This window comes from Brytella acorum, assembly GCF_029309905.1.
GTDB lineage: Bacteria > Pseudomonadota > Alphaproteobacteria > Acetobacterales > Acetobacteraceae > Brytella > Brytella acorum.
This window is the reverse complement of sequence record NZ_JARBJP010000014.1, coordinates 1-13,062: the sequence shown is the minus strand read 5'-3', so window position 1 is coordinate 13,062 and position 13,062 is coordinate 1. Positions and strand designations below refer to the sequence as shown.

The following is a 13,062-nucleotide window of genomic DNA, read 5'->3' as shown; positions in this document are numbered from 1 at the left end:
TCCGTAACATCTCATGCGCCATCGTGGGCTGTGTCATGGGTTTATTTTCCACGGCACTCAGAGAATGGCTGATTTCTGCGATTTTTTGGGGAAGGCTGGCTCCCGAAGTAGGACTCGAACCTACGACCCAGCGATTAACAGTCGCTTGCTCTACCAACTGAGCTATTCGGGACCAGCGAGGCAGCTTCTAGCGAAACGGATCGCGGGGGTAAACCCCCCTCGAAAGACAATTTTGGAGAAAGTTCTCTCATGGCGATCCTGAACCGCCGCAACATCCTGATCGGGAGCGTCGTGGTTCTGGCGGGCGTGGCGTTCGAAGGGCGGAAGCGCAGGCACGCTCCCAACCTCATGACGGACGGACGACGGCGCAGCCTCCGCCTCATATGGCCGGATTGCGACACCGACCCGCTGGCGCTCCTCGCCACGCAGGGCAGTTTCGACAAATACAACCTCGACGTCACATTGGTGAACGCCGCCCACGGAGATGCGGCGATCGACGCGTTGCTGGGCGGGAGGGCCGACGCAGCCGTCTCCCCCCTGCTGGACTGGCTTCCGCGCTTCCATACCGTTGCACCCGATCAACCCATGCCGGGACAGCTCATCTGCGGAATCGAGGGGTCGTCCTATCGCGTGATCGTCAACCGCAACCTCGATATCCATCATGTCGCGGACCTGGCGACACGCAATATCGGAGTCACTCGCCTGGATGGGGCTGACCGACGCTACCTCGGCATCCGCCTGCGTCGCGCGGCGCTGAACCCCGATCAGGGCGTCAACTGGGTGGCGATTCCGGAGCACGAACTGGACGACGCGCTGCGCACGGGGCGGGTCGACGCCATCGTCGCTCACGATCCACTCGGCTGGCAGATCCTGCACCAGACCAAAGGTCTCGGCGTGTCGCTGCTCGATAGCATGAGCGGCGCCGAGCGGCGGCGGATCGATCAGGTGGTTGGGCTACCCGGCCTGAGCATGACGCGGGACCCAGGGCTTGCGCCCGCGCTGATTCTGGCGCTCAGGGATGCGGCCCAGCACTGGGACGCCCTCAAAACAGCCGTCGCCGCAGCGTTGGAGCAGGTGCCGGACGGCCCCGATGACCCGCGGGGCATGCTCGCGCGGGAAACCCCTCCGCACATCGTGGCGGATCACCAGCTCGTCGTGCAGGTGGCGCAATACGCCGATGAACTCAAACTGATCGGCCTTGTACCGGAAGTGGAAATGTCCACAAAACTGGCACGTCGGCTATGCGCTCCTCGTGTGGAGGCCCCGTCCAACAATCCCGACGACAGGCAAACGGGATAGCCCTCGGACGGGCCAGACCTCTTCAGGTCCCGTGGCGCTCCTCACGGGCTCTGGTTGCGAGGACATCGACACGCTCGTTTTCCGGCTGCCCACTATGCCCCCGAACCCAGTGCCACGCGACCTCATGCCGTTTTTCCGCTTCGAGGATGCGCTTCCAGAGGTCCATATTGGCCACGGGATCACCGGCGGCGTTGCGCCAGTTGCGCCGCACCCACCCCTGATGCCAGCGCGTGACACCATTGCGCAGATATTCGCTATCCGTATGCAGATCGATCCGGCAGGGCTTGCGCAGCGCCTCCAGAGCCTCGGCCGCCGCCGTCAGTTCCATGCGGTTGTTCGTGGTCTCCGCGGCGTATCCCGAAAGCTCCCGCTCATGAGCACCAAAACGCAGCAGCGCCGCCCATCCACCGGGGCCGGGATTGGGCTTGCACCCCCCGTCGGTCCAGATCTGAACGTGGGGCGGGACACCTGTCGGCAGATCGCTCCCGGGCCTATCGCTTTCTGGCCTATCGCGTTCCAGCCCATCGCTTTCCGGGGAGACCGCTTCATCCACGTTTCAGAACTCCAGCCATCTCGCGCCAGGCCATGAGACGACGCCAGTAAGCCAGCGGGTCCTTGCGCGTGACGACAGCGCCGTCGGGCGTATGACCCCAGTCATAGAGGCGGGTCAGCAGGAAACGGATCGCCGCCCCCCGGCAGAACGTGGGCAATGCCTCCCATTCGCCATCCTCGAGCGGACGGACACTTTCGTAACCATCCAGCATGGCCTGAATCAATGCCTGTTGCGGTCTGGCGTCGTCGGGACAGCACCACGCATTGAGGCAGATCGCCAGGTCGTAAGCGAGAAAATCCGTACAGGCGAAATAGAAATCAATGATCCCGGACAGAGCGTCGTTCTGAAAAAATGCGTTATCCGGGAAGAGATCCGCATGGATCTGACCGCGGGGCAGACGATCAAGCGCGGGCCACTCGGCGACGAGCACGCAGATTTCATCCGAAACCACCGTCGTCAGACCGGCCCGCAGCTGTTCGCCCGCATCCCCGCAGGCCGCGAGCAATTTCGCCCAGGACGCCATGCCCAACGTGTTCGGGCGCTCGGCCTCATATCCACGCCCCAACGCATGGAGTCGCGCCAGACCGGCCCCGAGCGCATGACAGGCGATCGTGTCGATAACGGAGACCGGACGGCCGGGCAGAAAAGTGGTGAGGGCGGCGGGTCGGCCCTCGAGTTGACGCAGGGCTTCGCCGTCATGGCCGATCACGGGAGTGGGACATGCCAGACCATGCGCCGCGAGGTGCTGCATCAGGCCGAGAAACCACGGCAGTTCCGCGGCATTCACGCGCCGCTCGTACAACGTAAGGATATAGCGCCCCAACGGCGTCGTCAGAAGGTAGTTCGAATTCTCGATTCCTTCCGCGATCCCGACGCAGGACAGCGCGGCACCGATATCGTAATCCTCAAGAAATACGCCCAGCGCCTCGGACGAGACGGTCGTGTAAACGGCCATGGACCGTCACACCCTGTGTGGGCGCCGGTGTCGCGCGCGCGAGTTCACGGGCCGAGCGGGCTCGGCAGACGGAAGGTCACGCTTTCTTCCTTGACGATACGCTCCTCGATATCGAGGTTGAAGCGCTCCGACAGGGCCTTGACCATTTCCTGGACCAGCGCCTCGGGTGCCGAAGCGCCCGCCGTGATTCCTACGGTCTCGACGTCTTCCAGAACGCTCCAGTCGAGATTTTCCAGTTTCGGCACCAGCAGGGCGCGTTTAGCGCCGGTACGCTCGGCGACTTCACGCAGACGCTGGGAATTCGAGGAGTTCGGCGAGCCGATCACGATGACAAGGTCGCTTTCCGGCGCGATGGCCTTCACGGCTTCCTGACGATTCGTCGTGGCATAGCAGATGTCTTCGCGCTTGGGCCCCTCGATATGCGGGAAACGCGCCCGCAGGATGTCCACGATTTCAGCGGTATCATCGACCGAAAGCGTCGTCTGCGTGATGAAGGCGAGGCGCATCGGATCGGCGGGCATGACCGTCCGCGCTTCCTCGGCATCCTGAATGAGCGTCATCGTGCCGGGTGGGAGTTGGCCCATCGTGCCGACGACTTCGGGATGACCGGCATGGCCGATCATGAGGATGTGACGACTTTCCGGCCCGCCATCCGCGAAATGGCGCTCGGCCTCGCGATGAACTTTCGACACCAGCGGGCATGTCGCATCGAGATAGAGCAGATTCCGGCGCTCGGCTTCGGCCGGGACGGCCTTCGGCACGCCATGCGCCGAGAAGACGACATGACCGTCTTCGGGCACCTCGTCGAGCTCCTCGACGAAAATGGCGCCTTTGGCTTCAAGGTCTTCGACAACCGTGCGGTTATGCACGATTTCGTGGCGCACATAGACCGGCGCGCCGAATCGCTTGATCGCTTCCTCGACCACGCGAATCGCGCGATCGACGCCAGCGCAGAAACCGCGCGGCCCGGCGAGGAGAACCTTCAGGGTCCGGCGCCCATGGGCAGCGGATTTCTCCGTACGGCTTGTGGGAGCAGTGGTCAGGGTGTCGGACATGGTGTTCCCCAATCAGACGGCAGGCAGTATAGCGAGAGGAGGCCGTAGCCAGCGACGCAGAACGGACGAACCGTACCAGTGCCAGGTGCTGACGCCCCGCATTGGAACGAGGCGTTACGCAACCCGACGCCGGTATGCAAGCCCCGCCATGCCCGCCCAATATCGGACGGATCGCGCCGTACCGCAACGCTCCGGTGAAAACCGACATATCGGATAAGAAGGTTTGAGAGCTTACATCATGTCCTGCGCCTCCAGAACCGCCCGTCTTTCCGCACGCGCCGCCCTGGCGATCTGCGGCGTTTCCCTCCTGTCCCTGACGGCCTGCCAGGACGAACAGAGCGCTTTCGCGCCAGCATGCCCCCATGTCCAGATTCTCAGTGAGGCCGCGGATTTTTACGATTATGACGGCAAGGGACTGGATGTCGGCGATCTCGTCGCCCGCGCGAGCATGGCTGGCCTGAGCGGATCGTGCACGGCGGGGCCCAACGGGCCCAAGCACCAGAAAACGGTACGGACAAGCCTCAGCATCGCCGTTGATGTCGTACGCGGCCCCGCGAAGCCCGACGAGAAAATCGTATTGCCGTATTTCGTCGCCGTGATGCGCGACGGCCACATCGTGGACAAGAAAGTTTTCGAAGTCGCGGCGGACTTCGCACCCAATACGACGACATCCCATCTTCGCGCCCCGGTGCGTTACATCGACCTGCCCGCATCGGACAGCATTCAGGAAACCAACTACTCGATGGCCGTCGGTTTCCAGCTGAATCACGGTCAGCTTGGCTACAACCGCGCCCATCTGCCGGAAGCCAGCTTCCTGTGGCACATCAACTGACCGCGTCTTCAAACGCCCGCTAGAAACGCAGATTAATTCGCTCCACATCTGCGTTTTATGCCTATATGACATTTTTTATTCGTGCAAGAATTTCGACTGATCTTGAAATGCACGAAAATGAATCGTATTTTTCTTATTGCGTTCCTGCTGTCTGTTGTGACATCGGCTCTGGCGACGCCGCGACCGGAAGAGGAAGCGCGGAAAAAAGCCTCCGAGACCCTGTGGGTCATCCGTTCGCGCGCCTCGATCCAGAACCAGCCCCATGCTGGCGTGGTTGCGCAGCCCCGTCGTGTCACCAGCGAGCAGAATCGGCCGCCCTATGGCCATCAGGGGCCCTGGGGCGCTTTCACACGTGGCAACGGTGAGGCGGCAGGGTTCGGCCCGGTAGGGCGTTATGCCGAAGCCCCGTGGGCCGAAGACTGGAGCAACCTGCGCGACCCTTCGCACCGGGACGACATTTTCGATCCGTTGAAATTCATAGCCCTGAACAATGCACGATCAATCTGGCTGTCGCTCTCCGGAGAGACGCGGTTGCGCAACTGGTACGAACAGAATCCGTTCCTGAGAACCCGGAGCCCGAGTGGATCGGGTCGCTTCGGCGTGCGCAATCTTTACGGCGCGGATCTGCATCTCGGCGAACATATCCGGGTGTTCGGACAGCTCATCAATGCCGATGCCGGAGGATGGGGCGGATACGGCTATAACGCGACGTTCCGGAAACGCCTCGATCTCCAGCAGGCCTTCATCGAAGGACGCGGCAGGCTGCTGGGTGCCCAGAGTGGCATCATGCTCGGGCGGCAGGAATTTCTCGATGCGCCATCCTACATCCTTTACATGCGCAACACGCCCAACGTGCCGCTGTCGTGGAACGGCGTCAGGGGTTACGCCATCTGGCCCCGCATACGCGTCGATCTCTATGACTTCATCGGGACCGATATCAACGACGCCCGCATGTTCCACAATGCACTTGACTGGACGACCCGCCTCCACGGTCTCGACGTAACGATTGCACCGCCCGACATCCGGATCGGCAGCCAGACCCTCGCGACTTATCTTGATCTGTTCGCCATCGCGTTTCGTATCAAAGGGAGTTCCGCGGCACTCGCCTATCGCAACGCGACGATCGCCGGCAGCACGAACCGTCAGAACGGCGGCTTCCGGTGGTATGGAAGCGCACCGTCCTTCGAGTTTTCGGTCGGTGGCCTTTATCAGGGCGGCACTTTCGAAAATCGCGCCACGAGCTTACGCCGTCCGGTCAGAGCCTATGCGGTCAACACGATCGCGGGTTACCGTAACCCCGGATCGCGCTGGCACCCGTTTCTGGGCATGCAGGCGGATATCTATTCCGGCGGGGATGCAACGACCCGATCCGGAACCGTGGGAACCTATATCACGCCGTTCAACCCGCAGACGAACTATCTGGACACCACGACCTATATCGCGCCGAGCAACCTCGTCAGTCTTTCCCCGGTCCTGCGCACGACGCCGCTGCCTTTCCTCAGCCTCCAGTTCAAGGCCCCCTTCATGTGGCGCGAGACGACCAGGGACGAAGTTTACAGCTCGTCCGGCCGATACACGTTCTCCCTGCCCGGAGGCGGCCATTATATCGGCGTCATCCCCCAGGCATCTCTGACACTGCAACTCGGACGACATCTGTCCTGGACCCAGTACGGCGCGCGCGTCTTCGCGTCTTCGGGCATGCGCCGGGCGGGCGCACGCAGCGGCAGCTACTACCAGTCCAATCTGGTCTTCCGCTTCTGACACATCTGATATCTATGTGGCGACGAAACATTAGGCGCAATGCCAGATGGCACACTACATAAAGACATCACCAGCTTTGCCCCAGATGGCGCGCATACGCGTCCTGCGCGAGCGCCCAGAGTTCGCCCGTCGAGGTGGCCTCCCGCGCTTCCGCCGCCGCCATGGCCGCGTCAAGCGTTTCGCGCGCCTGCCGGTCTGCCTGAGCCGTGTCGCTCAGACGGGTCATGATGTCCTTCATGTCCGTGTCGACACGCGCATATTCCCGCGCCTTCACGTCGGCAGGCAGATTGGAGCTCTCAAGCGACTGTCGATACGCCCGCAAGGCGGACAGGCGGCTTTCATTGCCTGTCCGGGGGCCATGCACTTGCCAATAGGAACCTTCCAGCCGCCCATGGGCCTGGTACAGTTTCTCCTGCGGCGCGAGAATGGCCCGCGCCCGCGCTACGGTTTCGGGGTCGGTAAAAAGGTAGTTGCGACCGTCATGCAGGATCCAGAAGGCTGATTGATGGGCTTTCTGGAGCTTCTGCTCCTCATCCGAAGGAAGACCGGCGGAATAAGACATCTCGTACTGATCGTGCCGGTCCATACCGGAATAGTCGTAGACACAGTAGCTGAATAGCGGACGCTTGGTGGTTTGAGGCGCGACGGACGAGACAGGCGCCTGCGCGCTCGCCACCGGACGCCACGGCAGTCCGACCAGCAACAGCGGCAGCATCAATATCAGTCGATAGCGTCCTCCACGCACCGCCCCCGCCGTCTTCAAGCCCTCCAGCCGACGCCGCATCGTCCTGTAGCGCCGCGAGGTTACGGCGATTCCGCCATGGGACGGCGCATCCACGCCCAGACGCAGCAGCAGGGCGCCATACCGGAAAGGCGTGGTCGTCTGCCGCTGAAGCACCCGCGCATCGCAGGCCATCTCGCGCGCATCGTGATACATCCGAACGGCGTAACGAATGGCCGGATGAAACCAGAAAACGACCTGTCCGCACGACGCGACAAGACCGGACAGCAGATCGCGCCGGGCGATATGAGCCATCTCATGGCCAAGAACCAGATCCAGTTCGATGGAGGACAGATCCGCGCCTCGGGGCAGGTAGATCGCCGGACGCCGCAAACCAGCGACGAGGGGCGTCGTGACATGCGGGCCGACGAGAACGCGAGGCGCGCGGGACAAGCCATGTCGGGCAAACAACGCTTCGGCGCGCCGCTGAAAATCTGCAACAGGTCTCGCATCTGCGGCGATCCGCCGCATGCGCACAAGACGGAGGAAGGCCAAAGCCAGTTGCGCGACGATGCCGCTTCCCCAAAGCGCCAGCAACACACTGGCCCAGTTTACCAACGGCCAATGCGATACCGCCCCGCCATTCTCATGCCACGAGCCGGATCTGGTGGTCGCGTGCCGGGGCGCAGTTGTCAGCGACGTGATTTCGGACGTCATGCTTTTCCGGAACAGCGGATCAGAAGAAGGCAGATGAAGCGGAATCCGCCCCATGAGCAGGGCCGCAAGCGACAGAGCGATCACCGCAAGCCAGAGGCCTGCCGATTGGGCGGATGTCAGCCGCATGGCGCGGGACAGAGCCGCCGCCAGCAGCACCAGGACTCCGCACTGCACGGAGATGGCGATCAGGTGAAAGGCGAAGGTCGTCATGGACGTTCCTCCCCCTCATCATCGAGCGTTCGGAGAAGCGCCTCCAGCGTTGCGCGCTCCTCCGCGCTGAGCGATCCGCGTTCGGCCATGAATGCGCAGAGCGGTGCGACCGAACCGCCAAGCGTACGGTCGACGAAAGCGGCAATCGTATCGCGTCTGGCCTGGGCGACCGGCCGTGAAACGTCATAGCGAAACAGATGCCCGTCAGCGACCCGCGTCAGATAGCCCTTGGCGCGGAGCCGCTCCATCATCGTCAGCACGGTGGTGCGCGCGAGCGCATTAGCGCGCCCGTAACGTGCGAAGACATCGCCCACCGTGGCCGGCGCATGCGCTTCGATATCCTGAAGAAGCGCCAGTTCCTGCGCTCCGATCGTTGGTTCCATGGACATGGGCTCCCGCTCATCGATCCGATGACGAAAGCGCATGACGACATATGTCGTCAAGAAAAAACTGACGATACGTGTCGTCAGGCCCGCACAGGCGCTATGCTCCCCCCGCAGCGATGTCCTCGAGCGCCGGGCGGTCAAGCAACCGGATGCGGGTGACATGATCGATTTCGATGAGGCCGTCACGACGAAGCGCATTGAGCGTGCGACTGACGGTCTCGATGGTCAGTCCCAGATAATCCGCGATATCCGTGCGCGTCATGGGAAGAACGATGACGTCCCGGCATGCTGCCATGCCCGCATGTTCAGTCAGGAAACTGGCGAGACGCTCGCGGGCGGTCTTGCGTCCCAGAAGCAGCATGCGTCCCTGCGCGACCGACAGTTCCCGCGATGCCTCTGTCAGGAGACGCTGTTCAAGCTGCGGAAACTGGGACATCAGGAGCTTCAGACCATGCCGCGTCACGCGGCAGAGCTTCAGCGGAGTCAGGGCTTCCGCATTGAATGCGTAATTTCCATCGGCAGCCAGGCCGAGGAACTGGCCCGGCGAGGCGAAGCCCGTGACCTGACGGCGTCCGTCCGGCATCAATGTGCAAAGCCGTGCATGACCTTCCGTCACCACGAAGAAATCCTCCGCCGGTTCATCCTGGTTGATGAAGGTCTGACCCGCTTCAAACTCGAGATGCTGGGTGTAGGTCGCAAGCTGCTCGATATCTTCGTCAGGCACGACCGCGCAGACGCTCGCGGAGCGGACGCCGCAACGCGCGCATTCTGCCGCAAGATTTGCAGCATCGTGGTGTCGAAGCAGCACCTGCTTTCCCCCTTGACGCCAAGTGATGCAAGAACATCACACCGGGGGCGGATACTCCTCCCATCCGTCTTTCGACGCAACCCGTTTGATTTAGGTCAAGGCGAGCAAATGCCTCGCGTGTTCTTACCGCGCTGACTGAATTGTGATGGACAAAGCCATGAAAAAGTACCTTACGGGTTTCAGCGCCGCCCTGGCATGCGGCCTGCTTTCCGCGACCGCGCTCGCTTCCGTGGCGTCGGCTCAGACAAGCGCACCCATCGTCAACGCCCCGGTTACAGCCGACATGCAGGCGGCTCCCGTCGCGGCTTCAGTGTCCGCCCCCGTCTCTCGTGGCGGTCATTGCGGCCTGTTCGAAACCTGCGCGAACACACGAATCGGTCTCGGCAAAGGTGACTTCATCGTCCGCCTGTCCGCTCTCGGCGTGCTGCCTCAAGATATGAACAGCAAGATCTGGGTCGATGGCGGCCGCCTCCCGGGTCGCGTTCGCGCCACCAATCAGGTGATGCCGGAACTGACATTCGAGTATTTCTTCACGGATAACGTTTCGGTTGATCTGATCGCCGCCTCCACACGCCACGAAATCGCGGCCGAACACACGCCGCTGGGCAAGATCGATGTCGGTAGCGCTTGGGTTCTGCCGCCGACCGTGACGTTCGCCTGGCATTTCCGCCCTCACAAGCGCTTCAACCCCTATCTCGGCGTCGGCGGCACGCTGGCCTTCTTCCACAACGTGTCTCCCGCCGGCGGTCTCGTCCAGAAGCTGAACATGGGTGTCACCGGCGGCCCGTCGATCAATGCGGGCTTCGACTATCAGATCGTCGGCAACTGGTTCTGGAACGTCGACGTGAAAGAAATGTTCATGCGCGTCCACGCCTGGGCCAACGACCGCGGCGATATCGGCGGCAAGCCTTTCATCAAGGCGCATGATTCGCTGAACCCGACGGTTGTCGCGATGGGTATCGAATACCGCTTCTGATTCTTCGCAAGACGTCCTGTTCAAGAAAGAGGGGTTGCTTTCGGGCAGCCCCTTTTTATAGGGGCGATGGCTTTATATGGGGTATGCCGATATTCCATACTCGCGCTAGCCCGTTCGTCACCCTACATAAGGGGATGTCTCAATCTGGCCAGACCAGTTCGAGTGGAGATTATCCCGCATGAGTTCATCCTCTCTTTTTCCCGGTCGTGAGTTTGATGCCTTCCTGTTCGATATGGACGGGACGATTCTGACGTCCGTGCTGGCTGCCGAACGTGTCTGGAGCCGTTGGGCGGAACGTCACGGCCTCGATCCAGAGCCACTGCTGGCCAATCTGCATGGTGTACGGATGGTGGACACGATCGCGCGTCAGAATTTGCCGAATGTGGACATTCAGGCTGAAGCACGATGGATCACGGATCGTGAGCTTGAAGACATTCACGGCGTGGTCCCCGTGCCCGGCGCCGAGCAGTTTCTGGCCTCCCTGCCGCCGGATCGCTGGGCAATCGTCACCTCCGCTCCCCATGAGCTTGCTCTACGCCGTCTTTCGGTCACAGGTCTTCCGATGCCGCGCGTTCTCGTCACCGCGGAAAGCATCAAACATGGAAAGCCACAACCGGACTGCTTCCTTCTCGGTGCGGAAAAGCTGGGCTTTGAAGCACGCAATTGCGTCGTATTCGAAGATGCTCCTGCCGGCATCAAGGCTGGCGAAGCCGCAAGCGCTGCCGTCGTCGTCATCACGCACACTCATAGCCAGCCTCGCGAACTCGGCCACCCGGCGATCGCCGACTATACAGACGTTTCGGCGCGAACGACCGCGGACGGACGTCTCGAGATTATTTCGGTAGCCTGACGTTTAACTGGCCAGATAGGCGTCCAGAACGTCTTCTGGCGCGCCATCCATCCGAATCTGGCCGTTTTCGAGCCAGATCACGCGCGTACACCATTGTCTCAGAATATCCGGCTGATGGGTCGAGACCACAAGGATGTCAGCGCCGCGCACGAGCGCCTCGATCCTCCGACGGGCCTTATCGAGAAAAGCCGCATCGCCCGCCATGAACCATTCGTCCATGAGGAGCACCTCGGGAAGAATGGCCGTAGCGAGGCCGAATGCCAGTCGTACGACCATACCTGAGCTATACGTTTTAACTGGCATATCCATGAAGGCGTCGAGGTCCGCAAAATCTGCGACATCACGGGCAAGCGCCATTTCCGTCTGCTTGTCCAACCCGAAATAACGGCTGCGAAGGGTGATGTTTTCCCTGCCCGTCAATTCGGGATTCATACCCAGCTGCGCGTCCAGAAGAGTGCCCAGGCGTCCCTGGACACGAACCCGGCCCGCGACAGGTTCGTAAATGCCGCCGAGCGCCCGCAGGAGAGTCGTCTTTCCGGCGCCGTTTCCGCCGATCAGCCCCACGCGTTCTCCTTGACTGATGGAGAAGCTGATGGAGCGCAGAACATTCACGACGATTCGTGAGCGGCGGTCCGCCGCCAGATGCGCGGCAGGTCCCGTACGTGCGCTTGCGAGCATCGTCGCGACAGTACCTTTGAGTGACCGGGCCGCGCCGTGATAGAGCGGAAATGTAATTTCCAGATTGTCGACGTCGATCGCGGCCATCTCTCAGATCCAGTAAGCGACGCGCGCGCGGAACCGCGCGAGAAAGCCGATCGCCAAAATCCAGACAAGCAGGCTATGGACCATTGCGGCCGCCCATATGGACACGCCCGTTACCTCGCCCAAGAGAGGCGCTCGGATGATTTCGAGCAAAGGGTAGAAAGGATCGATCAGAAGATACTGTGCTCCGGCATGGATCAAGGAAGGCTTCCAGATAACAGGCGTCACGAAAAAACAGATTTGGATGACTGAACTGACGAGTGGCGGCATATCGCGAAAACGCGCTCCAATCAGGCCCAGCAGCACGCATACGGCCATGCTGTCGACAATCCAGAGGACCAGTGCGGGAAGAACGGAAAGCAGATTCTGCGGGATGACGCGGAAGAAGGCGAAAACGAGAGCGACGACGACGACATTATGCAGCAGAATCAGAGTGTTTCTGATGATCGCGCGCAGCACATTGACCATGAGCGGCATACGCATCGCATGTAAAGCGCTGGCGTTCTGGGAGAAAATACTCGGCGCTTCGTTGACGAGCGTGCTGATATAGCCCCAGAGCACGAGTGACAGCGACAGAAACGGTAGATAACTGCGCAAATCCATATGAAACAGCGTACCGTAAACGGCGCCCAGAGCGCCGATCATTACAGCAGTGGAAATTGTCAGCCAGAACGGTCCAAGAATTGAACCGCGATAACGCAGCTTGATATCGAGCCAACCGAGAGCGAGAGCGAGAGGCAGAAGCGAGAACGCCCCGAACATGTCTTCGAACACGGCGCCAATCGCCCGGAAACCGCGCAGTGGCGAGAGATCAAGTGTTGGACTTCCAGATTTTGGAACCTGTGGCGCACCACTCATGCTCTGCGACACTCCCCTGCCAGAAACACTGTGGCTGTAGCCCGTGAGAGCGTGTTATCCAAGAGCAACCCTGATGGAGACCGCACAATCATGACGAGACTGGATACGGTGGGGCTGTTCGTCCTCGGCTTCGCCGTCTTCTGCTATCTGATCGGTCCATTGCTGACAGTCTGGATTCTGCGTCAGCATGATTCAGAGTAGAACGGATATATATGGAGATGTGCTGTGTTGGTTTTCAGGGTGGATCAGGGGACCTGGCGGCGACCTACTTTTCCGTGCCTTGAGACACAGTATCATGGGCGCTGGGGGTTTTGACGTC

The 13,062-nt window shown here is 61.3% G+C and carries 13 protein-coding genes and 1 tRNA gene; 5 read left to right on the top strand and 9 right to left on the bottom strand.

Going from position 1 to position 13,062, the window contains the following annotated elements:
* Positions 1–96 precede the first annotated feature (96 nt).
* Positions 97–172: transfer RNA gene (locus PWM43_RS14050), tRNA-Asn, on the bottom strand.
* A 77-nt stretch (positions 173–249) separates the two neighbouring features.
* Between PWM43_RS14050 and PWM43_RS14045 the strand changes: the two genes are divergently transcribed.
* Complete coding sequence (locus PWM43_RS14045) at positions 250–1,299, top strand: ABC transporter substrate-binding protein (RefSeq protein ID WP_289843145.1); 1,050 nt, start codon at positions 250–252, stop codon at positions 1,297–1,299.
* A 22-nt stretch (positions 1,300–1,321) separates the two neighbouring features.
* Here PWM43_RS14045 and rnhA read toward each other — a convergent pair whose 3' ends face one another.
* From rnhA to ispH, 3 genes are all read right to left on the bottom strand, one after another.
* On the bottom strand, positions 1,322–1,777 hold the full coding sequence (rnhA, locus tag PWM43_RS14040) for a ribonuclease HI (RefSeq protein ID WP_289843162.1): 456 nt from the start codon (positions 1,775–1,777) through the stop codon (positions 1,322–1,324).
* A gap of 67 nt (positions 1,778–1,844) precedes the next feature.
* Complete coding sequence (locus PWM43_RS14035) at positions 1,845–2,807, bottom strand: homoserine kinase (protein ID WP_289843144.1); 963 nt, start codon at positions 2,805–2,807, stop codon at positions 1,845–1,847.
* Between the two features lie 44 nt (positions 2,808–2,851).
* On the bottom strand, positions 2,852–3,862 hold the full coding sequence (gene ispH, locus PWM43_RS14030) for a 4-hydroxy-3-methylbut-2-enyl diphosphate reductase (protein WP_289843143.1): 1,011 nt from the start codon (positions 3,860–3,862) through the stop codon (positions 2,852–2,854).
* A 238-nt stretch (positions 3,863–4,100) separates the two neighbouring features.
* Here ispH and PWM43_RS14025 point away from each other — a divergent pair, with 238 nt between their 5' ends.
* Together PWM43_RS14025 and PWM43_RS14020 are read left to right on the top strand one after the other, a co-directional pair.
* The gene (locus PWM43_RS14025; RefSeq protein ID WP_289843142.1) at positions 4,101–4,694 is read left to right on the top strand and encodes a hypothetical protein; all 594 of its coding nucleotides are present in this window, start codon (positions 4,101–4,103) and stop codon (positions 4,692–4,694) included.
* A gap of 117 nt (positions 4,695–4,811) precedes the next feature.
* Positions 4,812–6,455 carry an alginate export family protein gene (locus tag PWM43_RS14020; RefSeq protein WP_289843141.1) on the top strand — a complete coding sequence of 548 codons (1,644 nt, stop codon included), beginning with the start codon at positions 4,812–4,814 and terminating at the stop codon, positions 6,453–6,455.
* A 67-nt stretch (positions 6,456–6,522) separates the two neighbouring features.
* On the opposite strand, the gene PWM43_RS14015 is transcribed toward PWM43_RS14020, so the two are convergent.
* The 3 genes from PWM43_RS14015 to PWM43_RS14005 form a co-directional block, all read right to left on the bottom strand.
* On the bottom strand, positions 6,523–8,103 hold the full coding sequence (locus tag PWM43_RS14015; protein WP_289843140.1) for a M56 family metallopeptidase: 1,581 nt from the start codon (positions 8,101–8,103) through the stop codon (positions 6,523–6,525).
* Positions 8,100–8,492 carry a BlaI/MecI/CopY family transcriptional regulator gene (locus tag PWM43_RS14010; protein WP_289843139.1) on the bottom strand — a complete coding sequence of 131 codons (393 nt, stop codon included), beginning with the start codon at positions 8,490–8,492 and terminating at the stop codon, positions 8,100–8,102. The genes PWM43_RS14015 and PWM43_RS14010 overlap by 4 nt, the downstream gene beginning before the upstream one ends.
* Before the next feature lie 94 nt (positions 8,493–8,586).
* Entirely contained in the window at positions 8,587–9,297 is a 711-nt protein-coding gene (locus tag PWM43_RS14005; RefSeq protein WP_289843138.1) for a Crp/Fnr family transcriptional regulator, read from the bottom strand.
* A 157-nt stretch (positions 9,298–9,454) separates the two neighbouring features.
* Between PWM43_RS14005 and PWM43_RS14000 the strand changes: the two genes are divergently transcribed.
* Together PWM43_RS14000 and PWM43_RS13995 are read left to right on the top strand one after the other, a co-directional pair.
* Positions 9,455–10,273, top strand: coding sequence for an OmpW/AlkL family protein (locus PWM43_RS14000; RefSeq protein WP_289843137.1), 819 nt, complete (start codon positions 9,455–9,457; stop codon positions 10,271–10,273).
* Between the two features lie 178 nt (positions 10,274–10,451).
* A complete protein-coding gene (locus PWM43_RS13995; protein ID WP_289843136.1) occupies positions 10,452–11,123 on the top strand; it encodes an HAD family hydrolase in 672 nt (223 codons plus the stop codon).
* Between the two features lie 3 nt (positions 11,124–11,126).
* Here the strand turns inward: PWM43_RS13995 and PWM43_RS13990 are convergent, their stop codons facing one another.
* Positions 11,127–11,888: an ABC transporter ATP-binding protein gene (locus PWM43_RS13990; RefSeq protein WP_289843135.1), complete on the bottom strand. Its 762-nt coding sequence runs from the start codon at positions 11,886–11,888 to the stop codon at positions 11,127–11,129.
* A gap of 3 nt (positions 11,889–11,891) precedes the next feature.
* The gene (locus tag PWM43_RS13985; RefSeq protein ID WP_289843134.1) at positions 11,892–12,743 is read right to left on the bottom strand and encodes an ABC transporter permease; all 852 of its coding nucleotides are present in this window, start codon (positions 12,741–12,743) and stop codon (positions 11,892–11,894) included.
* Positions 12,744–13,062 lie beyond the last annotated feature (319 nt).